At 61.4% G+C, this 21281-nt stretch carries 19 protein-coding genes; 9 read left to right on the top strand and 10 right to left on the bottom strand.

Features of this window, described 5'->3' with window-relative positions:
* Positions 1-115: 115 nt before the first annotated feature.
* Positions 116-1072, bottom strand: a complete 957-nt coding sequence (locus tag MLC70_RS13675) for an alpha/beta fold hydrolase (RefSeq protein WP_248184699.1) — start codon at positions 1070-1072, stop codon at positions 116-118.
* Between the two features lie 240 nt (positions 1073-1312).
* On the opposite strand from MLC70_RS13675, the gene MLC70_RS13670 reads away from it, so the two are divergent.
* Both MLC70_RS13670 and MLC70_RS13665 read left to right on the top strand, forming a co-directional pair.
* A complete protein-coding gene (locus tag MLC70_RS13670) occupies positions 1313-2680 on the top strand; it encodes an alanine/glycine:cation symporter family protein (RefSeq protein ID WP_248184694.1) in 1368 nt (455 codons plus the stop codon).
* 98 nt (positions 2681-2778) lie between these two features.
* Positions 2779-3432, top strand: a complete 654-nt coding sequence (locus MLC70_RS13665) for a peroxiredoxin (RefSeq protein ID WP_248184688.1) — start codon at positions 2779-2781, stop codon at positions 3430-3432.
* Positions 3433-3495: 63 nt separating this feature from the next.
* Here the strand turns inward: MLC70_RS13665 and MLC70_RS13660 are convergent, their stop codons facing one another.
* The 4 genes from MLC70_RS13660 to MLC70_RS13645 all read right to left on the bottom strand — a co-directional run bounded on the left by MLC70_RS13660 (position 3496) and on the right by MLC70_RS13645 (position 7450).
* Positions 3496-4761, bottom strand: coding sequence for a YncE family protein (locus MLC70_RS13660; RefSeq protein WP_248184685.1), 1266 nt, complete (start codon positions 4759-4761; stop codon positions 3496-3498).
* A gap of 167 nt (positions 4762-4928) precedes the next feature.
* A complete protein-coding gene (locus MLC70_RS13655; RefSeq protein WP_248184682.1) occupies positions 4929-5711 on the bottom strand; it encodes a MetQ/NlpA family ABC transporter substrate-binding protein in 783 nt (260 codons plus the stop codon).
* A gap of 66 nt (positions 5712-5777) precedes the next feature.
* Positions 5778-6443, bottom strand: coding sequence for a methionine ABC transporter permease (locus MLC70_RS13650; RefSeq protein ID WP_248184680.1), 666 nt, complete (start codon positions 6441-6443; stop codon positions 5778-5780).
* Positions 6443-7450 (bottom strand): methionine ABC transporter ATP-binding protein, encoded by a 1008-nt coding sequence (locus MLC70_RS13645; protein WP_248184678.1) that lies wholly within the window; start codon positions 7448-7450, stop codon positions 6443-6445. The genes MLC70_RS13650 and MLC70_RS13645 overlap by 1 nt, the downstream gene beginning before the upstream one ends.
* Before the next feature lie 211 nt (positions 7451-7661).
* Here MLC70_RS13645 and MLC70_RS13640 point away from each other — a divergent pair, with 211 nt between their 5' ends.
* Positions 7662-9083 (top strand): HDOD domain-containing protein, encoded by a 1422-nt coding sequence (locus MLC70_RS13640; RefSeq protein WP_248184677.1) that lies wholly within the window; start codon positions 7662-7664, stop codon positions 9081-9083.
* A gap of 25 nt (positions 9084-9108) precedes the next feature.
* Here the strand turns inward: MLC70_RS13640 and MLC70_RS13635 are convergent, their stop codons facing one another.
* Positions 9109-9810, bottom strand: a complete 702-nt coding sequence (locus MLC70_RS13635; RefSeq protein WP_248184675.1) for an anti-sigma factor — start codon at positions 9808-9810, stop codon at positions 9109-9111.
* Positions 9807-10370 carry a sigma-70 family RNA polymerase sigma factor gene (locus tag MLC70_RS13630; protein ID WP_248184673.1) on the bottom strand — a complete coding sequence of 188 codons (564 nt, stop codon included), beginning with the start codon at positions 10368-10370 and terminating at the stop codon, positions 9807-9809. The genes MLC70_RS13635 and MLC70_RS13630 overlap by 4 nt, the downstream gene beginning before the upstream one ends.
* Before the next feature lie 174 nt (positions 10371-10544).
* Between MLC70_RS13630 and MLC70_RS13625 the strand changes: the two genes are divergently transcribed.
* The 4 genes from MLC70_RS13625 (at position 10545) to MLC70_RS13610 (ending at position 14605) form a co-directional block, all read left to right on the top strand.
* Positions 10545-12011 carry a DUF4331 domain-containing protein gene (locus MLC70_RS13625; RefSeq protein ID WP_248184671.1) on the top strand — a complete coding sequence of 489 codons (1467 nt, stop codon included), beginning with the start codon at positions 10545-10547 and terminating at the stop codon, positions 12009-12011.
* A gap of 11 nt (positions 12012-12022) precedes the next feature.
* Positions 12023-12259 (top strand): hypothetical protein, encoded by a 237-nt coding sequence (locus MLC70_RS13620; RefSeq protein ID WP_248184669.1) that lies wholly within the window; start codon positions 12023-12025, stop codon positions 12257-12259.
* A 94-nt stretch (positions 12260-12353) separates the two neighbouring features.
* Positions 12354-13460, top strand: coding sequence for a tetratricopeptide repeat protein (locus MLC70_RS13615; RefSeq protein WP_248184664.1), 1107 nt, complete (start codon positions 12354-12356; stop codon positions 13458-13460).
* Positions 13457-14605, top strand: a complete 1149-nt coding sequence (locus tag MLC70_RS13610; protein ID WP_248184661.1) for a HupE/UreJ family protein — start codon at positions 13457-13459, stop codon at positions 14603-14605. The genes MLC70_RS13615 and MLC70_RS13610 overlap by 4 nt, the downstream gene beginning before the upstream one ends.
* A 73-nt stretch (positions 14606-14678) precedes the next feature.
* On the opposite strand, the gene MLC70_RS13605 is transcribed toward MLC70_RS13610, so the two are convergent.
* The gene (locus MLC70_RS13605; protein ID WP_248184659.1) at positions 14679-15296 is read right to left on the bottom strand and encodes a hypothetical protein; all 618 of its coding nucleotides are present in this window, start codon (positions 15294-15296) and stop codon (positions 14679-14681) included.
* A 155-nt stretch (positions 15297-15451) separates the two neighbouring features.
* The gene (locus tag MLC70_RS13600; protein ID WP_248184657.1) at positions 15452-16954 is read right to left on the bottom strand and encodes an amidase; all 1503 of its coding nucleotides are present in this window, start codon (positions 16952-16954) and stop codon (positions 15452-15454) included.
* Positions 16955-16979: 25 nt separating this feature from the next.
* Here MLC70_RS13600 and MLC70_RS13595 point away from each other — a divergent pair, with 25 nt between their 5' ends.
* Entirely contained in the window at positions 16980-18113 is a 1134-nt protein-coding gene (locus MLC70_RS13595) for a hypothetical protein (RefSeq protein WP_248184655.1), read from the top strand.
* A 13-nt stretch (positions 18114-18126) separates the two neighbouring features.
* Positions 18127-18888 (top strand): sulfite exporter TauE/SafE family protein, encoded by a 762-nt coding sequence (locus MLC70_RS13590; protein WP_248184654.1) that lies wholly within the window; start codon positions 18127-18129, stop codon positions 18886-18888.
* An 11-nt stretch (positions 18889-18899) separates the two neighbouring features.
* Here the strand turns inward: MLC70_RS13590 and MLC70_RS13585 are convergent, their stop codons facing one another.
* Positions 18900-21245: a sensor domain-containing diguanylate cyclase gene (locus MLC70_RS13585; RefSeq protein WP_248184652.1), complete on the bottom strand. Its 2346-nt coding sequence runs from the start codon at positions 21243-21245 to the stop codon at positions 18900-18902.
* Positions 21246-21281 lie beyond the last annotated feature (36 nt).

Below are 21281 nucleotides of genomic sequence, written 5' to 3'. Positions count from 1 at the left end.
CAATACACCGTCGGAAGACCGATCCGATCTCCTATAAACATAGGCAACTGCGCCGGAAATGAAAGCGGGAAGTAGGGGCTAATTGTGGATAGCCTGCCCCGCATCACTGTCCGTCTCAGGCCGGCGCCCGCGCCACCGAAAGCCCGATGTCGGCAAAACGCGCCAGCAGCGGCGCCGGCAGGTCATGGCCCATGCCGTCAATCAGTTCCAGACGGGCGTGAGGAATCAGATACTTGAGCTGTTCCGCCGCCACCGGCCGCACCAGAGGATCGGCGGCACCGTGGATAATTGCCGTGGGAACCCGGATGCGGCGGCTCAGGGACGACAGGCTGCCGGTAGCCAGAATGGCGCGGGTCTGGCGCAGGATACCCGCCGGGTGATAGCTACGGCGATAATCCCGGATCAGCCGTGCCCGCACATCCTCCTCGTCAGGCGGAAACGCCGGGCTCTGGATCACTTTCCAGAACTCCAGGGAGCGGGCCACCACCGCGGCCTCATCGTGCCCCTTGGCACCGATGCCGGCCAGCCGCCAGATCAGTTTTGAGCGGGGCATGGGCAAGCGCGGGCTGTTGGTGGAGGTCATGATCAGGGTTGCGCTGCGCACCCGCTCTGGCCAGACCGACGCCACCACCTGGCTGATCATGCCGCCCATGGACACGCCCACCAGATGGGCACTGCCAACGCCCAGGGCGTCAAGCACACTCACCGCATCCCCGGCCATATCCCGCAAGGTGTAGGGGGCGGGAATGGGCAGCCCCACGCGGGAGCGGGCCATCATCGACACCGGGTGGCCCTCGAGGCGGTCCTTGAGGTGGGACGACAGGCCGATGTCCCGGTTATCGAACCGGATCACGTAGTAGCCTTCGTCGACGTAATGGTCCAGCAGCGCCTCTGGCCAGAGCGTCATCTGGGCGCCCAGGCCCATGATGAACAGCACCGGCTCGCCCTCGGGGTTGCCACGAGTCTCGACACAGAACGACAGGCCGTTGGCATCAACAACGCGGCTGTCTGCCGTGGCTGAATTCAGGGTTGCGGTCGCCGGCTGCGCCGGTGTAAAGGCGGTCTGTGGCATGGAGCCCCTCAAAAAAAGCGAATGGATACGGACGTCAGTCTCATCAGACTCAACAGTACCCCATCCGGCACCAAATCCAATCACCCTTTTGACGGAAACGCCCCTTACCCCGGCAAATTCACGCGGCAAACGGTTTACAGATGAAAATATCTGACTAAACTCAAGCAGTTATGCCCTTATACGGGCAATGAATGCTCACCACACTCTTTGGCAAACGTTGGCAAAACTCAGGGAGATCCCATGGAAGCCATTGAAAACTTTATAGGTACCGTTAACGGACTGGTCTGGGGCCCGCCCATGCTGGTCATGATCCTCGGTGTGGGGCTTTTCCTCAGCCTTGGCCTGAAGCTGATGCCGATCCTCAAGCTTGGCGCCGGCTTCAGGCTGATGTGGAAAGGCCGCTCCGCCTCCGGCGCGGAAGGCGACGGTGAAATTCCGCCGTTCCAGGCGCTGATGACCGCGCTGTCTGCCACCGTCGGCACCGGTAACATTGCCGGTGTCGCCACTGCCGTGTTCCTGGGCGGTCCCGGCGCCCTGTTCTGGATGTGGCTGACAGCGTTGGTGGGCATGGCGACCAAGTACTCCGAAGCGGTACTGGCCGTGCGTTTCCGCGAAGTGGACGAACGCGGTGCCCACGTGGGTGGCCCGATGTATTACATCCGCAATGGCCTGGGCAAGAAATGGGCCTGGCTGGGCGTGGTCTTCGCCATCTTCGCCGCCATCGCCGGGTTTGGCATCGGCAATACGGTTCAGGCCAACTCGGTGGCGGATGTACTGCAGACCAACTTCAACATGCCCACCTGGCTGACCGGACTGATCCTGATGGTGCTGGTGGGCATGGTGCTGATCGGTGGCATTCGCCGCATCGGCCATGTGGCCAGCGCTCTGGTGCCGCTGATGGCCATTTCCTACGTGCTGGTGGGTCTGGTGGCGTTAGCCATTAACGCCGACCAGATTCCGGCCGCCTTTGGTCTGGTCTTCACCCACGCGTTCAGCCCGGTGGCCGCCGAAGGTGGCTTTGCCGGGGCCGCCGTGTGGGCGGCAATCCGCTTCGGGGTCGCCCGCGGCATTTTCTCCAACGAGGCCGGGCTCGGTTCTGCCCCCATTGCCCATGCTGCGGCACAGACCAAGAACCCGGTCACCCAGGGCATGGTGGCCATGCTGGGCACCTTTATCGACACCATCATTGTGTGCAGTATCACCGGCCTGGTGATCATCACCTCCGGCGCCTGGATTTCCGGGGAAACCGGCGCCTCCCTGACGTCACTGGCGTTCGAGAGCGGCCTGCCCGGCTTCGGCAACTACGTGGTCGCCATTGCCCTGGCGGTTTTTGCTTTCACCACCATTCTCGGCTGGTCGTTCTACGGCGAGCGCTGCGTGGAGTTCCTGTTCGGCGTGAAGGCCATCGTGCCTTACCGGGTTTTGTGGATTCTGGCCATTCCCGTGGGCGCGACCATCAACCTGGGCTTTATCTGGCTGGTGGCGGATACCCTCAACGCCATGATGGCACTGCCCAACCTGATTGCACTGTTGCTGCTCAGCCCGGTGGTTTTCAAACTCACCCGCGAGCACTTCGAGAAGGAAAAAGCCCTGGGCGTCCGGAGCTGAGAATACGGATGAGGTGAATCCGATCCCCTTGTATTCACCTCATCCGTCACCAAGAAGTATCGTATAGGTTTGCTAAACCACGCAAAGGAGAGAACGCTATGAGTTTACGTCTTGGAGATACCGCACCGGATTTCGAACAGGATTCCAGCGACGGCACCATCCGCTTCCACGATTGGCTCGGTAATGGCTGGGGCGTGCTGTTCTCGCACCCGGCTGACTTCACCCCCGTGTGCACCACCGAACTGGGTCTGACCGCCAAACTGAAAGAGGAATTTGCCAAGCGCAACGTCAAGGCCATCGCCCTGAGCGTCGACCCGGTCGATTCCCACAAAGACTGGATCAAGGACATCAACGAAACCCAGGGCTGCGCGGTGAATTTTCCGATCATCGCCGATCACGACCGCACCGTGGCGGATCTGTACGACATGATTCACCCCAACGCCAACGACACGCTGACCGTGCGTTCCCTGTTCGTGATTGACCCGAACAAGAAGATCCGCCTGATCATCACCTACCCGGCCAGCACCGGCCGTAACTTCAACGAGGTGCTGCGGGTGATTGACTCGCTGCAGCTCACTGACGAGCACAAGGTGGCGACCCCGGGCAACTGGGAGCGTGGTGATGATGTGGTGATCGTACCGTCGCTGCAGGATGAGGATGAAATCAAGCAACGGTTCCCGAAAGGCTACAAGGCGGTGAAATCCTACCTACGGATGACACCGGACCCGAAAGCCAACTGGAGCGGTGACTGAGCATCCGCTCGCGATCATCCGCATCCGCAATGAAAAGGCCGGGCACATGCCCGGCCTTTCTGTTTACCAGTCCCGCGGCACCCGGCCTTCGCGAATGCGCTGGGGGTGGTCGCCAACGTCCACTCGGACAATCTCGGTGGCGGTATCAATATCAATCACTGAGATCTGATCCGTGCCACTCCAGGATATATAGCAGCGGTCGCCGGCCTCGTTGGTGGTAACCCAATAGGGCTTCTCACCCAGGCCGGTGAGAATGTCGTGGTTGAACGTCTCGCGATCCACGATGGCCACATAGTCGCTCATGGTTCCAGCCACGCACAGGGTGTCACCGCGGCCGTTCATGGCAATGCCGTGGTGGGCGGAATCGTTGATGTACACCTCCTGCGGCACATCGGGAATCAGGTTGGGCAGCTCCGCCCGGCGGGTCACACGGTCTGCTTCCATGTCGTACTCGATAAAACCGTGGAGAAACGACAGCTGGAAATAGAAGAACCGCTCGTCCGGCGTGTGGGCCATGGGCCGGATGGCCGGGCTCAGATCGCTGTAACCGGCGTCTTCCAGTTTATCCTTCATGTCAAACCGCTTGAGGATTTCAAGGCTCTCAGCGTCCACTACCTGGAACAGCCGTTCGCCTTTAGTAAATTCCATCAAATCCTGATCCAGCGGCGTGAACACATAGCCGATACTGGCGTGGTAGATGCGCTTGCCGTCTTCGGAATAGAGGTTTTCGTGGGGTGAATTACCGGTCGGGAAGCGGCCGACTTCCTCACCCGTCTCCACGTCCAGCACATGCACCACATTGCCGGTAGACGCCGATACCGCCACCCGGGTGCCGTCCGGCGATAGCGCCATATGGTCAGAACGGTAACCATCCACTTCAAAACGCCAGGCAATGTCGCCGCTGGCAACCTCAATACCGACCACGTCGGCAAAACTGGGGCGGGACACCACCAGCAGGCGGCCATCCGGGGTACTGTACATATCATCCACGAACTGGTCGTTACCCTCGCCGATAAACAGGCGAACGGCCTGGAAAAACACCAGTCGCACCGGATTGAAAAGAATTTCCGTCATCCGTTGGCGCTTGTCGGGAATGCCATTGATGCGGCCGACCTTGCTGTAGGTCTGCGCATCGATTACGTCAACGGTGCCTTCCCAGTTATTGCCAACGAAGATGACCGGCCGGGTCTTACCCGGGTTGGTGTCCCTGGCATCCTGCCCGAGACCGAACAGGCCGGCCTGGGCCGGCGACGCCAGCGCACACACAGAAAGTAACAGAAACAGGGCCGGAAGCCGGGACCAGGCCCGGACGGAGGCGGTCAGTGTCATCGTCATGTTCCTTGCGCTTGTTGTTATTGCATCCGGCGACATTTGTACACCGAATGAACAGCAAGGCTCTATGACATGGGCGACACCTACAACGTCATTTCGGCCAATCGAGACACGAAAAAGGCCGGATTCCAACGGAACCCGGCCTTTTTCAGACTCAACAAAGATCAGAAGGCAGGAACAACCGCGCCTTCATACTTCTCCATGATGAAGTCTTTTACCGCATCGGACTTCAGCGCGGCCGCCAGCTTCTGCATAGCCTCGCTGTCCTTGTTGTCGGGACGGGCGACCAGAATGTTCACGTAGGGTGATTCGGAGCCCTCGATGATCAGCGCATCCTCGGACGGATTCAGGCCCGCTTCCAGGGCGTAGTTGGTGTTAATCAGCGCCACATCCACCTGCCCCAGAATACGCGGCAGGGTCGCAGCTTCCAGCTCCTTGAAGTCCAGATCCTTCGGGTTGTCGGCAATGTCACGGGGGGTCGCGGTGATCTTGCTTTCGTCTTCCAGCGTGATCAGGCCGGCTTTCTGGAGCAGCAGCAGAGCGCGACCGCCGTTGGTGGGATCGTTGGGGATAGCCACAACGCCGCCTTCTTTCAGGTCATCCAGCGATTCGATCTTGCTGGAATAGGCTCCGAACGGTTCCACGTGCACACCGGTGACGGTGACCAGGTCAGTACCGCGACCGTCATTGAATTCGTCCAGGTAGGGCTGGTGCTGGAAGAAGTTGGCGTCCATCCGCTTCTGATCCACCTGAATGTTCGGCTGGATGTAATCGGTGAACACCTTCACGTCCAGCTCGACACCCTGTTCCGCCAGCTGCGGCTTTACAAATTCCAGGATCTCGGCATGGGGCACCGGGGTAGCCGCGATAGACAGTGTGTCGGCGGCAACTGCGCCGGAGAAGGTTGCAGCGGCGGCCAGTGCCACCAGGCTTTTCTTGAAGTTCATAAGCATGTTCTCCTGTAAGAAATTATGAGCAATCAATCCAGCGTGTGAGTACGGCCCACGGTCGATTTACTTCCGGCTGAAATACAGAACCAGACGGTCGCCCGCCATTTGCAGCAGCTGAACAAAAATGACCAGTAGCGCTACAGTAATCACCATGACGTCGGTCTGGAACCGTTGATAACCGAAACGAATGGCCAGGTCGCCGAGACCGCCGCCGCCAATCACACCGGACATAGCCGCGTAGGACACCAGGGTGATCGCCGTGACGGTAATGCCGGCGATGATGCCCGGCAGCGCTTCCGGCAGCAGAGCACCGAAAATGATCTGGCGGATGCTGGCGCCCATGGCCTGCGTGGCTTCGATGATGCCGCGATCCACTTCCCGCAAGGAAGTTTCCACCAGTCGCGCAAAGAACGGGGCACCACCGGCCACCAGCGGCGGGATGGCACCCGCGACGCCGAGGGACGTGCCGATCAGCATCACCGTGAACGGAATCATCACGATCAGCAGGATGATGAACGGCACGGATCGCAGCACGTTGACCACGAAAGACAGCACCGCATAGGCCACCGGCTGCTCGAGCAGCTGGCGTTTGCCGAACAGGAACAGCAGTACGCCAACCGGCAGGCCGATCAACACGCTGAACAGCAGTGACAGTCCCACCATCACCAGGGTGTCCCAGCTGGCGATACCGATTTCCGCCCAGTCCACGTTACTCAGTAAAGCGTCCATCAGCGCACCACCTCCACATGAACGTCGGCCGCTTCCAGCGCCTGCATCGCCACGTCAAGGTCTCCGCCCACCAGGGACAGGGTCAGCTGGCCATAGGGAGTGTCCTTGATGTGGTCAATGCGCCCGGACAATATGCTGAAATCCACGCCGGATTCCCGTGCCACGCTGCCCAGCAACGGCTTGAAGGTGGATTCGCCACGGAACGTCAGGCGCAGGATACGGCCATTGGCTTTCTGCAGGTCCTGCTGCATTTCATCCCCGTCAATATTCTCGCTTTCAAACACGAAGTCCCGGGTGGTGGGGTGTTGAGGATGGAGAAACACATCGCTGACGGCACCCATTTCCACCACTTCGCCGGCGTCCATCACCGCCACCCGGTCACAGACCCGACGCACCACGTCCATCTCATGGGTGATCAGTACGATGGTCAGCCCCAGTTCCCGGTTCAGGTCCGCCAGCAGACGCAGCACCGATTGGGTGGTCTGCGGGTCGAGGGCGCTGGTGGCTTCATCACACAACAGGATGGTGGGGCGGCATGCCAGGGCGCGGGCGATACCCACCCGCTGTTTCTGGCCGCCGGAGAGCTGTGACGGGTACTTGCTGGCGTGGTCCGCAAGGCCGACCCGGGCCAGCAGTTCCTCGACCCGCTGACGAATCTCGGCGCGCGAATAGATGCCTGCCAGCTTCATCGGAAAGGCAATGTTGTCGGCCACGGTTTTCGACGACAACAGATTAAAATGCTGGAAAATCATGCCGACCTTGCGGCGGAAGGCGCGCAGTTCGGCGGCGTCGTAGTGGGTGATGGTGTCATCATCCACCAGAATTCTGCCGCCGGTGGGCGGTTCCAGCAGATTGATCAGCCGAACGAGGGTGGATTTCCCCGCGCCGGAGTGCCCGACAATGCCGAATACCTCGCCGGTCTCGATGGTCAGGCTGGTAGGGTGTAACGCAGGGATCGCCCGCCCGCCTACCTGGTACGATTTCTGGACCTGGTCAAATACAATCACATTCTTGCCTTATGAGCGCCTTGTGAGCACCTTGTGGGCGCACCGGTAAAAGGCGCGATTATAGCCCATTCACCCGCCAAACCCGAATCGACCCAATTGGTACATCCCCGTACACGTTTTGTTACCTGACACATCCGACGACCCTGGGCTAAACTCAACCCTTAAAAGAACCTTTTCAATCCCGAGGCGCGCGGCGGAGAGTCCAAACTCAGTGACCACCAATAACGAACAGACGCCCGCAAGGATGAATTCTGCCCAGGCATGGGTGACCTACCTCAGTAAGGTAGAGCTTCCGGTATTGGCCAATACCCTGAAACGCATCAACGAGCTCACCGACAGCACCAACAGCACCGTCAATGAACTGGCCAACGTGATTCTCAATGACGCGCAACTGACGTCCCAGGTGCTGCGGCTGTCCAACACCGTGTTCTACAACCAGACCCGCACCCAGGTCAGCACCGTGAGCCGGGCCATTACCCTGATCGGTTTCGATTCGGTGAAATCCATGGCCATTTCCTCGCTGCTGGTGGATTCGCTGCTGCAGCGTAATGACCGCCCGCATTTGCTGAGATGCCTCGCTCGCGCCATACACGCCGCGGTTCAGGCCCGCTGCCTGATGCCCAAACGCACCGAGCATGCCCTGGAAGAGGTGTTCATTGGCGCCCTGTTGATGAATATCGGCGAACTGGCGTTCTGGTCCTGCGAGACCGAGCAGGCCGAGGAACTGGAACAGCGGCTGCGGCTGGAAGAACCCCCGGTGGAGGCTCAGAAAGCGGCACTCCACACCACGTTCACGGAGATCACCCGTGGTCTGGTGGACGCCTGGTCGCTGGGACCGTTTATCCGCGAGGTGGTCGCACCGGGGCAAGCCACTTCCATGGCCGCCAGCCTGGTGCGCCACTCGGTGGAGATGGCCGTGTTGTCCGAGAATGGCTGGCGCGGCGTCGAGATGGATGCCGTGCTGGAGCAGCTGGGCAAAGACATTGGCGAAACACCGGCGGTGGTGCGCGACCAGCTCAAGGTGAACGCGCAGGAGGCGGCGAAAGTCGCGGTATCCCTAGGCATTCCCCAGGTCACAGCACTGATGCCCGGTAGTCAGGATGGCTCTGGCAGCCAGTCAGCTCGCGCACCGGCGATGGATCCGAACCTGCAACTGCAGATCCTGCGGGACCTGACGGTGAGCCTGACCGAGAAGCCGAATCTCAACGAGGTCTGCCAACTGGTGATCGAGGGCATACACCGGGCCATCGGGATGCAGCGGGTGGCCCTGCTGATGGGGGACAAAAGCGGGCACAATCTGGTGCCCCGCAAAGTCGGCGGCCGGGGCACGGAAACCTGGCGGGAAGATTTCGTGGTTGCCAAAGATGGCACCGGCGCACTGGGCCGGCTGCTGCCCCACGCAAACTGCTTTATATACCGGCCACGCCCGGTCGAGGAAGGTGTCACCTACGACCGCTGGCTGGGCAAGGTACCGGCCCTGATCGGGCCGCTCACGGCCAAGGGCCGCCTGGTGGGCCTGTTCTACGCGGACAACGCTGCGGGGGATTATGTGCCCTCCGAGGAACAGCTCACCGCCTTCGGCCACTTCGTCCAGAACGCCCAGCTGTGCATCACCCTGCTGGCGTCAAGTTGAATACCTGCCCCGCGCCCAACCGGAGCTACAGCTCATGCAGCCTGGTGACGTGCAGCACCGGGCCGGTGGGCGCGCCGGTGGGCGACCCGCCCTCTGGCTCCAGACTGATCGCCAGGGTGCGGCTCTCGTGAAGCATGGTGCGGGCTTCGTCCGTCAGCTTTACCTGAAGTACGTCGCCAACCAACACCACCCCCAACGACAGGGGATTGCCCTCCGCCGGCACGACCCAGAGTTCATAGTCCTTTCCAGTCTGTGCCGAGCTGGCCGCCACCGATCGCATGCGCAGGTGACGCTGGCCACCCGACTCACTCACCAGCCACAGCGGATCACTGACATCGGCCTGCACGATGGCTCCGGAGAGCCGTGAACCGGGCTCCGGCAGGGCCTGCGGGTCTGGCTGCTGAACCAGGATGACCGCCAGCACCAGCGCCGCCGCCGTTGCCATAAGACTCCAGGCGGGCCAGAGCCCTCGCCCCCCGGTTGACGGTACGGCCGGCTTCTGCGGCCAAAGCTGGTGCTCAATTGCCTGCCAGACCGAGGCGGGCGGCTCCCGGGCCGGCACCTGATCACTCAGCTGACCCAGCTTTTCTTCCCAGTACCAGACTTCCTGACGGACCCGTCCCGACTCCATCATCCAGCGTTCAAAGCGGCTGCGCGCCTGGCCTTTGAGGGAGCCCAACACGTATTCCGCTGCCAGGCTCTCTATGCGTTCCGGCGTTTTTTTCATCGTTCCAGGCACCTCTTCAATGCCATCAGTCCGCGGCGAATCCAGCTTTTCACCGTTCCGATGGGAGAGCTCAACGCCATGGCCAGTTCGTCATGGGTAAGCCCGCGATAATAAGACAACAGGATGCTGTCACGCTGCACATCACTGAGCTCATCGAGACAGCCGGTTAATTGTTTGGCGCCGGCGTTACGCAGAGATTCATCCAGCGGTCCGCTGCGCTGATCTTCCAGATGTTCCAGATGTTCCTCACCGCCGGTGCGGCGCACCGCCCGGGAGCGCATCAGATCGAGCGTGCGGTAGCGTGCAATGGTCAGCATCCAACTCAGGGGCGAGCCCCGATCGCTGTGGTATTCGCTGGCGTGATGCCAGATCTGCACGAAGGCATCCTGCAATGCCTCCTCGGCGACCTCCCGCTGACCCGCCAGCTTCATACACAGCCCGAACATGCGTGCAGAAATTTTTTGGTAAAGCTGCTGGAACGCACGCCGGTCGCTCCTCGCAATCGCCAATAACAGGCGCATCAGTTCTTCACGGTCCGGGTCACGGGTTGTGATTGTCATTGTCATCTCCGTTCTCAGTTTGAGCCCTTGTACCTTTTTTACGTAGCAACACCCGTCAGGGTTGCATAGGCCAGGCGATTCAGCACACCAGATTTTTTAGCTCAGCTCTGCAACTTTTTATGGCACCACCACGTTACTTCTAAGGCAATACCCAAATAAAATGAGGAAAGCGGAATGAATACAGTAATAAAGCGCTCCGGCCTCGCCCTTGCGGTTGCCGGGCTCTGCCTGACAGCAGGTACGGCGTCTGCCTCCAGTCATCGAGAGGCACCTTTCATCACCGAAGTGCCCAAGGTTGATGGCACCGATTTCTACATGTTCCGGAGCTACGAGCCGGGGCGGGCGGATTTTGTCACCCTGATCGCCAATTACCTCCCCCTCCAGGACGCCTATGGCGGGCCTAACTATTTCGATCTAGACGAGGACGCGATCTACGAGATTCATATCGATAACTCCGGCAACGCCCAAGAAGACATCACCTTCCAGTTCCAGATGGAAGACATCCTGAACGATATCCAGCTGGACATCGGCGGCGAAATGGTTTCTGTGCCGCTGAAAAACATTGGCGATGCCAGTAACAACGCCAACGTGCAGATGCGCCAGGACTACACCGTGACGGTTATTCGCGGTGACCGTCGCAGCGGTACCCGTCAGGCCGCTACCAACGTCACCACCGGCATGGAAACCTTTGCCAAACCGCTGGATAACATCGGCGAGAAGTCTTTCCCTGGTGGTTACGAAGCTTACGCCAACCAGCACATCTTCGACATCGCCATTCCGGGCTGCACCACCGACGGCCGAGTCTTCGTCGGTCAGCGCAAAGAGGCCTTTGCGGTCAACCTGGGCGAGATCTTCGACCTGGTCAACACCAATCCTCTGGGAGCACGAGACGGTGAAGGTGACGGCGACCTCGCGGACAAGAACATCACTTCGTTCGCCCTGGAAGTGCCCACCGCCTGCTTGACCGGCAGTGCCGAGACAGCGTCCGGCGATCCGGTCATCGGTGGCTGGACCACGGCCAGCGTGCGCCAGGCACGGGTGATCAACCCGGCACCCACCGCCAATGGCAAGGGTGCGACCGTTGAGGGTGGCGCCTTCACTCAGGTGTCACGTCTGGGTATGCCCCTGGTCAACGAAGTGGTTATTGGCCTGAAAGACAAGGATCGCTTCAACGCCAGTGAACCGATGAACGACGGTCAGTTTGCCACCTACGTGACCAACCCGACCTTGCCGGCACTGCTGGAGATTCTGTTTGCCGGTGTCGCGGTAGCGCCAGAAACCCCGAGAAACGATCTGGTCACCGCATTCCTGACCGGTGTACCGAATCTGAACCAACCGGTAGGCGTCACCGGCTCGGAAATGTTGCGTCTCAATCCGGCAATTGCCGCATTCCCATTAGCTGGACAAGATGATCTGGGTGTTTTGGGAGGCGATAATGCCGGCTTCCCCAACGGTCGTCGTCCGATCGACGATACCGTCGACGTTGCCCTCCGGGTTGTCATGGGTGCACTGACCGACGATGCGCCGAACAAGGACGCACCGCTGACCGACGGCGTCCTGCTGGATCCGGCGGAACTGGATGACGCCTTCCCATACCTCGCGACTCCGCTCGCCGGCTCACCCAACGATAGCGGTATCTAGGGAGAACCACCATGACATTGCGAATCGGTATTACCCTGATCGTGTCGTTGGCGCTGACCGGCTGTTTCAGCGGATCCAGCAAAAATAACGCACCGGATCAAGATCTCAGTATCTCGGTGGATTACACAACCTTCGTGAAAAATGAGATCAAACAAACCAGCGCAACTCGCGCGCCAGTAAATATCAACCGACTGGAGTTCCGCTTCAATGACCAGGACAACGAACGGGCGTTCGACGACCTGTTTTGAATCCTCGGGGCTCTGCCGTCAGCCTGTCTCCGAACCGGGGCTGACGGCCCTCCACCCTGCGCCTCGGCGCAGGGTTTTTTCCATCGCGGTGCTGATGACGGCACTGGCTATGGAAAGCGTGATGGCCGCCCCCGCTGCGATTGAAACAGACTTTGACGATCAGGAAATTCTGATCACCCTGCCAAGCGGTGCCCAGACTCCCGATAATCCACCACAAACCGCCCGCGATGCAGCCGACCGCGTCCAGGCGTATCTGACCGAAGCCCGTTCTCTGGGCGACCCCCGATACCTCGGTTACGCGCAGGCTTTGCTGAACAGCTGGCCGCAAGAGCGGATGACCGACCGTCTACACATTCTGAGCGCGACGCTCGACCAGAGCCTGCACCGCTTTGACGCTGCCCGTCAGCAACTGACGCAGGTTATCCAGCAATCGGATGATCGCTCGCAGACGGTGCAAGCCAGCCTGACCCTCGCCAACCTGGAATTGGTGCAAGGCCGCTACACGCCAGCCCTGGACCAGTGCAACCAGCTCGCCACCGTGTTTCCCGGCCTGATTGCCGGCAGCTGCCTGGCACAGGTTGAGGCACGCACCGGCAACCCGCAGACCGCGTACGATACGTTACTGACCCTCACAAACCGCGCGTCCGGTGCTGACACCACCAGCCTGCTCTGGGCCGAGGGTACGCTCGCCGATATCGCAGCGCAGCTGGGTCTTGTGGCCGCCGAGCAACACTGGCGACGCGTTCTGGTGCTGGCGCCGGACGATCTCTACTCGCGTGCACAGCTGGCTGACTGGCTGCTGAACAAGGGCGATCCGGAAGCCGTCATCGCACTGACAGAGCAGTACGAGCAGGTCGACTCACTCGCAGTCATCCGCGCCATCGCCATGAAGCAACTGGATCATGCCGATGCCGACCGCCTGACCGCCATGCTGGACGAACGCTTCGCAGAAGCCCGCTGGCGAGGCAACCTGCTCCATCAGCGCGACCTTGCGCGTTATGCGCTGGATGTCGAGGGTGACAATCAGACCGCCCTCAGCTATGCCCGCGAAAACTGGCAGGATCAGCGTGAGCCGCTGGACACCCGCTTGTTGCTCCGCGCCGCCGAGGCCGCAGGCGATGACGCCGCCATCACGGAAGTCCGGGCCTGGCTGCAGCGTCACAACCAGACCGACGCCCGCTATCCGGAGACACGCTCATGAGGCAACGCTCACTATCCGGGCTGACCTTCAGCCTTGCCCTGCTCCTGTCGTTAGCACTGCCCTCCGCTGGCTGGGCGCACAAGGCCAGCGACAGCTTTATTTACCTGGACCAGACCCAGTCCCAGGTGCGCATCGACCTGGCCCTCAGGGATCTTGCGCTGCTGCTGCCGCTGGACGGGAATGGCGACGGTCAGCTCAACGGTGCCGAAGTCCGCAGCGCCCGCGCCGACATCACGCGCTTGGTGGAACAGGGTCTGACGCTCAGCAACAGCGCCGGCCGCTGTCAGCTGGTGGGGCAACAGTGGGGGCTCTCCCGCCACAGCGATGGCCCCTATGCGGCCGGGCGCTATCAGGTCGCCTGCCCGGACAATCTGCCACCGGCCACACTGGAATACAGCTTGCTGTTTGACCGGGATCCGCTGCATCGCAGCCTGGTCAGCATTACCGACAGTCAGGACGAACGCCTCGGCGTGCTGGGCCCCGATGACCGGACCCTGGCGCTGGAAAACAGCGGCAGTGTCGCAGGGAACGTCCTGCAGCTGTTCGTGACCTTTCTTTACGAGGGGGTTATCCATCTGCTGATCGGATTGGACCACATCCTGTTCCTGCTGGTGTTGATGCTGCCGGCGACCTTGCCGCTGAACCGCCGCCAATCAGCCGGGGGTATGGTCGAGAAGCGCGGGCTCAAAGCCCGGTTGCTTGAGCTGGTGGGCATTGTCACAGCCTTTACAGTGGCCCATTCCATCACTCTGGCGCTGGCCGCCCTGAACATCGTGACGTTACCCATCGCCTGGGTGGAAACGGTGATCGCCCTGTCCATCGCGATAGCGGCGCTGAACGTGGTCTGGCCCATCCTGGGTCGCAAAACCTGGAAGCTGGCCTTCGGCTTCGGGCTGATCCACGGCTTCGGTTTTGCCAGCGTGCTGGGGGATCTGACGTCGGGAGTATCACAACTGGCGGTGGCGTTGGCCGGTTTCAATCTGGGCGTGGAACTGGGACAACTTGGCTTGTTGCTGGTGCTGTTTCCGGCGCTGTACCTGTTTAGCCGGTTCAGACTCTACGAACGGGCCGCGGTGCCCGCCATTCTGCTGGCGGTGGGCGGGCTGAGCCTTTACTGGGTCGCCGAACGGGCGGCCAGTATCTGACGTTGGCTCAAAAAAAACATCTGGCGTCGTAGCGACCGCCAGATGTTTTTTTCGACCGCGGGTCAGCGGTGTATCAATGCAAGGCGCGCATCTGCCGTGGGTAGAGTGCGGCGCTCACTTCCGGCTCCTCCAGCAGATCCGCCAGTTCCCGATCCACATCGGTCTCCTCGCCTTCGTCCGGCAATGGCTCGAACAACGTGCTCAGCCATGCGGCCACCGACGGCGCCTCATCCCGTTTGTAGTCGGTCGACAGCGCCTTGATGCGCCGGAACCCGATAATGCGCTGGTGCTTGGGGTCACGAATCTGCTCGAACCCGCGCCAGTAGACGTGATCGCGGGTGTGCAACTGCACGAACAGCGTGTCAATGGGGCCAGACGGTTCGGCGTCTTCGCCGCTGTCTTCTGCCGGGTCTTCGGCCGCCTCGACGGTCTCCTTCTCGGGCTTTTTGTGGCGAATGGTGGTCCAGGCGGGGTAGAGCACCGCCACGGCATCCGCTTCCACATGCTCGCGGGCGGCACGCAGGATTAATCCCCAGCGGGCCTTGTCGGCATCGGTTTCAAGGGAATTGATGGGCAAATCGTAGCTTTGTTCGCTGGACAGGACAATCGCCATCATCGGGGCGTCAAGCTCCCCCATGGCTTCGGCCTGTGCTACTGATACCAGTTCGTCGATTGCCATCGGTTGGTTCATAATGCGCTCGCCTCCTCGATGCCATCAGGGTCTGTCAGGAAGGCTGGCACCCTCCTGACTTACAGCATAGCCTGTTACGCCTACAAAGATAAACGTGGCATTTCCGATGTCGGATCACAACAGCGCGATTCATCTGGCCCGCGGGCACTCGGCCATCACGCGATACCCGCGTCCAGACGCTCGTACCGGGAGAACCAGGGACTGGCCTCTTCCAGTTGTGCCGCCAACTGGAACAGTGTGCCCTCGCTGCCATGGCACCCACCAAACTGAACGCCCACCGGCAGCCCGGCGGAGGTCCAGTGCATCGGCACAGACATGGCCGGTGTCCCGGTGAGGTTGGCCAGCTGGGTAAACGGGGTTCTGGCCAGACTTTCCAGGGCCATCTGATCCACCTGTCCACTCCTGTGCACCAGCCTTCCTGCCTTGAGCGTCAGCATCAGGCGCGCCGCAAACTGCAGGTGCGCGGGGGTATCCAGCTCTCCGATGTGGGCCGGCAACTGCCCGGTGGTGGGGCAGAGATACAGGTCAAAGCGGCTGAAATAGGCACCCAGCGCACGGGCAAACTCGTTCCATTGCTGACGACGGCTGACGTACTCCGCCAGCGGCATGGTCTGCCCCAACATGCCGATCAGCCGGGTATCCAGTTCAAAGTCCTCATCCTTGGCGCCCAGTTGCGTTTTCGCTTTTTCGATCAGCGCCGACACCTCGCCGAAGTACAGTCCGAGGTAACAGCGAGCCAGCGCCATACCGTCGAATTCCGGGCGGGCATATTCCACGTGATGCCCGAGGTTTTCCAGAATGCGTGCGGTCTCCTCCACCGCGGCTACGCACTCCGGCGCGACCTCGGTATGGTAGGGCGAGGACGTGAACACCCCGATCCGCAGCGGCCCCGGGGTTTTCTGCATCAAGCGGGCAAAGGGTTCCGCCGGTGGCGGAATCACGAACGGATCACCGCTGGCCGGCCCGGCCACCACATCCAGCATGGTGGCGCTGTCGCGTACCGTGCGGCTGACCACGTGATCCGAGGAGGCCCCGGTCCAGGCCTCACCCATGAAAGGGCCGGAAGAAATACGGCCACGGGAGGGCTTGAGCCCGAACAATCCGTTGTAGGCCGCGGGAATGCGGATGGAGCCGCCGCCATCGTTGGCGCCGGCCATGGGCACGATGCCGGCAGCCACTGCCGCGCCGGAACCACCACTGGAACCGCCGGGCGTGAGCCGGGTGTCCCAGGGGTTGCGTGACGGGCCCCAGAGCCGCGATTCAGTGACTGCCTTCAGGCCGAACTCCGGGGTTGCTGTGCGCCCCAGGATCACCAGGCCGCCGTCCAGGGCCCTGCGGACAAACTCCGAGTTTTTCGCAGCAATGTTGGCCTTGAAACCGCGGCTACCATACGTGCACGGATGTCCCTCCTGCTCCTGCGCGAGATCCTTGAGCAATAACGGCACGCCGGAAAAAGGCGCATCCTGGGGATGGGGCTGCTCAAGGGCGTCGGAAAACTGGGGGTAACAGATGGCGTTCAGGCTACCATTCACCTGCGCTGCCCGTTCCACGGCGGCCTCACACACCTCGCGGGAAGACACTTCTCCGCGGCGAATCAGATCAGCCAGTGCAACGGCGTCGTATCGAAGGTATTCGGATTGCTTCATCATCGCTTCCATTTGTTATTCTGAGCTCTGGAGACTCATGGGTATAACGTTTATGACCATCAGACTCAAGCGCTGCCGCCAGCTTGTCCTGTTTGTCCCGTTGCTGGTTTTGGCAACGGCGCTGCCGACAGCCAGTGCTAACGAACCGGTCGCGGACTGGAAAGACATCGTGCGCAGTTCACCCTACTGGGTCAGTCAGGGTGTCTACGAGAACATTGTCACCATCCGCCGCTGGGTATTGAAAGAGACCGGCTATTGCGCCGAGCGCGAACGCCACATTCTCTACAACATGCGTGGACAGTTTCTCGGGTACATGAACGACGCCGACAGCCGTGAAAAAACCCAGCAGCGGTTGAACAAGACCCGCGCGCGCCTGGCAGACAGCGGGCGAGCCGATGCATGGGCAAAGGGTGCTCCTGACACCACCGGCTATCCCTTCGCGCTGGCCTGCGACCAGCCCCACGTCAACATTGATGAGGCTGTGGCCCGTTATTTCGGTACGCAGCCTGAGGATCGGATGTGGGGCGCCTGGGACGACCTGAGATTCGGCTCCGCCGACCAGCCGGGAACGCTCCACGAGGCGCTGCTCTACGTCTATCAGACGCGGGCAAAACAGCAACGCCTCGAGCTGCCACCGGAGCTCCCCCGCTACCTGGGAGGGCAGGTTCTGATCGAAAGCGGCGGCCGGCAACGGGCACACTCCCAGGCCAACGCCCGGGGTATCCTGCAGTTATCGCCTCCGGCCCTTGATGATTGCCGGATCCAGCCCGCCAACTACTGGCACCGCCTGGCGCAGATTGACTGCGCCCTGAAGCTGATGAACCAGAACGCCCGCAACCTGCGCCCGGTGTTCGAGGAACGTTTCGGTCATTTGCCACCGAAGAAGCAGGACCGGTTGTTCACCCTCCTGCTGATGCAGGCATACCACGGCGGCGCGGCACGGGTGCAGGCCCTGATGGACGACGACACCCTGTCCAGGCCGGCCGCCTACTTCGCCGACAACCACGACAGCTACACCGCCGGCGACATCGCCTTTGGCATGATCTTCCACAACCTCGGAAGAGACCGGTTTGGGCTGGCGTCACTGTATTACGTTGCCGATGTGCAACTGGCCACGGAAGCCCTGTGCAAAAACCCGGAGCTCGGCAGTTCGGAGTTCTGCCAACCATGAGCGAGATTACCGCTTGGACCTGACCCTGATTCCTGAAAGCCTGTCGGTGCCGGTGGCGGCATTTCTGTTACTGGCGTCTGCCGTGACGTCCATGGTGACCGCCAGCCTGGGCGCCGGCGGTGGGGTATTGCTGCTGGTGCTCATGGCCATGTGGGTGCCACCGGCGGCGATCATTCCGGTTCATGGCATGATCCAGCTGGGCTCCAACAGCGGGCGCGCCGTGCTTACCTGGCGCCACACCGACTGGCGAACCATCGCTGCGTTTGCCCCCGGCGTGCTGGTGGGGGCCGCCCTGGGCGCCTGGCTGCTGGTGGACCTGCCGGCGCACCTGTGGCAGCTGTCCATCGCCCTGTTCGTGCTGTATCTGTGTTGGGGCCCGAGCCTGCCAAAAGGCGCTTTCGGGCCATCCGGGGTGTTCCTGGCCTCCGCCGCAACCAGCTTTGTCAGCCTGTTCGTGGGCGCGACCGGGCCCCTGGTGGCAGCGTTTATCAAGCAGATGCACAGCGACCGGTTCACGACGGTCGCCACCTTCGCCACGGCCATGTGCCTGCAGCATGCCCCGAAGGCGCTGGTGTTCGGCGTGGCGGGATTTGTCTTCCGGGATTGGCTGCCGTTCATCCTCGGCATGATCGCCTTCGGCTTCCTCGGCACCTGGGTCGGTCTTCATGTGCTCAGAACCATGAGTAACCGGCTGTTCAGTCAGGCCTTCAACCTGTTGCTCACGGTGCTGGCGCTACGCCTGCTCTGGCAGGCCCTTAGTGCGGCAATGGCCTGACGGTGCCCGGGTCAGGCACCCGCAACGGGCACCACAATGACCTTGTTGCGCCCTTCGGCCTTGGCGATATAGCAGCCCTGATCCGCCCGCGCCATGATTTCCCGCGGGCCGGGGTCATCCGGCGAGAGTGCCGTCAGACCAATGCTGGTGGTCACACCGTAGAACTTGCCATCCTGCTCGATACGCAGATCCTGGGCACCGGCGCGGATGCGCTCGGCCAGGGATTCCGCCCGCTCCAGCCCGCACGCCGGCAGGATAATGCCGAATTCGTCGCCGCCCAGTCGCGCCACGGTGTCGGACTGACGCACGGATTCCCTGAACAGATCCGCCAACCGCTTCAGCAGATCATCCCCCAGCAGATGACCGCCTTCGTCGTTGACCGGCTTGAAATAATCCAGGTCGATCAGCATCAGCACGCTGGCAGATTCCTGTCTTGCCGCGCCAGTGAGGCATTTCATCAGCGAAGCATTGAAGGCACGACGGTTCATCAACTGGGTCAGACTGTCGTGGGTGGCCTCCCAGGACAGCCGTTCTTCCTGGCGGCGACGCTCGCTGTCATCCCGTAACACAAACACCAGGCGCTCGTTCTCGTGGCCCTTGCGCAGGTGCAGCATGGTGAGGTCGATATCGAATTCCTGGTCGCGACGGTTGCGCAGGGTCACGTAGAGGTTGGCAAAATTCTCACCGGCCAGGAAATCCGCGGACGTCAGCCGCCGCGACCGGTCCTCGATCACCACCCGCTCGAAGAAATTGTGCTCCTCGCAGTTTTCCCCGTTACCCACGAAGGCGCAGGCCGCACCATTGGCGTAGCGGATCACCCCCCGGGTATCCACCATCAGCACACCCTCCTGAAGCACGGCAAGAATGCTGTCGGCACGCTGCTGTTCTTCCCGCAGGGCGTCTTCAACCGCCAGTTCGCGGGTGATATCCCGCACCACCGTGATGGTACCCAGGGATTTTTCCGGCGTTTCGATAGCCGCCGTCATCACATCCGCCCACACCGGCAGGTCAGAATCACTGCGTTTCAGGCGGAAACGACCGTGAAACACCTCATGATTGCGCAGTGCCGCCGACCACTCCGCCAGCGCCATTTGCCGGTCGTCTTCATACACCCCGGCAATAAGGTACTGATGAAGCAGCGCGTGGCCGTTATTGGCGGTGATTGTTTCAAACGCAGGATTGACGAATTCGATGCGCCCCAGCACGTCGGTCTGTACGATCCCGATGGGCGCACTCTGGGTCAGCGAGCGGAAAAACGCCTCACGTTCCGCCAGCGAGGACAGCACCTCATCACGCTCTTCCATCACGGTATTGAAGGTTTCCGCCACCTGGCGGATTTCCGGAGCCCCGAACACATCCACCGGGGTGGTGCGCACCCCGAGATGACGCTCGGCGAGCTGATTCCCCAGCACGTTCAGCGGCACCATCAATCCCCGGAACACGATCAGTGCCAGTGGCGCCAGTACCGCAATGACCGCCAGCAGCACCCAAAGCAGGTTATCCACCAGCCGGTTGGCCGGCGCAAACGCGTCTTTCAGCGGCCACACCCCGGCCACATACCAGGGCACCTCAGCCATCTGGCGCACCGCCATGATGACCTGATTGCCGGCGCCATCCTCGGAGCGCAACACCCCCTCAAAGCCGGTCATGGCAAGCGCCACCGACTCGTTGGTGGCATCCACCGGCGCCATCACCCGGCGTATCTTGCCGTCGGCCAGGGTAATGCCGTTGCGGGTGGCCACACTGACATACCCGGACCGGCCGATACGAACCTCACCGACCCGCTCCAGGAAATTGCGGCCACTGAGCATGGTCGAGCCACCAATCATGCCGATAAACCGGCCTTTATGGTCGAAGATGGGCGCGGTAATCATGACCGCAGGCAGATCCTGATAGAACGACCGATAGGGTTGGCTGATCACCGGCGTCAGCGTCTGTGTGGTTTCGCGGAAATAGGCTCGCTGACTGACGTCCCGCCCCACCTGTTGGAATTCTTCCGGGTATTCGGCGATAACACGGCCATCCGCGTCGATCAGATACACCCCGTTAAACAGGTGTCGCAACGCCACTTCGCGACGCACCAGCACCCTGGCCCGCGCCGCTAAAACCTCCTCACCCATGGCCAGGTTTTCCGCGATGTTGGCCAGGATCTCGCGTCGGCGCGACAACGTTTCGTCCAGGTCATCCGCCAGCAGGCCGACAATGGTGGCCACTTCGGCTTCGGCCTGGGACTCCAGCTCGCCGCGGCTCATGAGAGTACCGGCGATGGTGACCATCACCGCGGACAGCACGATCACCAGAATAACCAATGCAACGGCTCGGTTTACCAGACTGCCAAACCAGCGTTTGATCAGCACAACAGCGTTACTCCGGACAGACAGGGTAGGGCAACC

It is taken from the genome of Marinobacter goseongensis (genome assembly GCF_023156235.1).
GTDB lineage: Bacteria > Pseudomonadota > Gammaproteobacteria > Pseudomonadales > Oleiphilaceae > Marinobacter > Marinobacter goseongensis.
This window is presented reverse-complemented; position numbering and strand designations above follow the sequence as displayed.

What these genes read in the sequence shown, in the direction of transcription:
- MLC70_RS13665 (WP_248184688.1), top strand. Translation starts at nt 2,779, where the DNA reads ATGAGTTTACGTCTTGGAGATACCGCACCGGATTTCGAACAGGATTCC.
- MLC70_RS13620 (WP_248184669.1), top strand. Translation starts at nt 12,023, where the DNA reads ATGACATTGCGAATCGGTATTACCCTGATCGTGTCGTTGGCGCTGACC.
- MLC70_RS13650 (WP_248184680.1), bottom strand. Translation starts at nt 6,443, where the DNA reads ATGGACGCTTTACTGAGTAACGTGGACTGGGCGGAAATCGGTATCGCC.
- MLC70_RS13635 (WP_248184675.1), bottom strand. Translation starts at nt 9,810, where the DNA reads ATGAAAAAAACGCCGGAACGCATAGAGAGCCTGGCAGCGGAATACGTG.
- MLC70_RS13625 (WP_248184671.1), top strand. Translation starts at nt 10,545, where the DNA reads ATGAATACAGTAATAAAGCGCTCCGGCCTCGCCCTTGCGGTTGCCGGG.
- MLC70_RS13670 (WP_248184694.1), top strand. Translation starts at nt 1,313, where the DNA reads ATGGAAGCCATTGAAAACTTTATAGGTACCGTTAACGGACTGGTCTGG.
- MLC70_RS13630 (WP_248184673.1), bottom strand. Translation starts at nt 10,370, where the DNA reads ATGACAATCACAACCCGTGACCCGGACCGTGAAGAACTGATGCGCCTG.
- MLC70_RS13615 (WP_248184664.1), top strand. Translation starts at nt 12,354, where the DNA reads ATGACGGCACTGGCTATGGAAAGCGTGATGGCCGCCCCCGCTGCGATT.
- MLC70_RS13610 (WP_248184661.1), top strand. Translation starts at nt 13,457, where the DNA reads ATGAGGCAACGCTCACTATCCGGGCTGACCTTCAGCCTTGCCCTGCTC.
- MLC70_RS13655 (WP_248184682.1), bottom strand. Translation starts at nt 5,711, where the DNA reads ATGAACTTCAAGAAAAGCCTGGTGGCACTGGCCGCCGCTGCAACCTTC.
- MLC70_RS13595 (WP_248184655.1), top strand. Translation starts at nt 16,980, where the DNA reads ATGGGTATAACGTTTATGACCATCAGACTCAAGCGCTGCCGCCAGCTT.
- MLC70_RS13605 (WP_248184659.1), bottom strand. Translation starts at nt 15,296, where the DNA reads ATGAACCAACCGATGGCAATCGACGAACTGGTATCAGTAGCACAGGCC.
- MLC70_RS13660 (WP_248184685.1), bottom strand. Translation starts at nt 4,761, where the DNA reads ATGACACTGACCGCCTCCGTCCGGGCCTGGTCCCGGCTTCCGGCCCTG.
- MLC70_RS13675 (WP_248184699.1), bottom strand. Translation starts at nt 1,072, where the DNA reads ATGCCACAGACCGCCTTTACACCGGCGCAGCCGGCGACCGCAACCCTG.
- MLC70_RS13600 (WP_248184657.1), bottom strand. Translation starts at nt 16,954, where the DNA reads ATGGAAGCGATGATGAAGCAATCCGAATACCTTCGATACGACGCCGTT.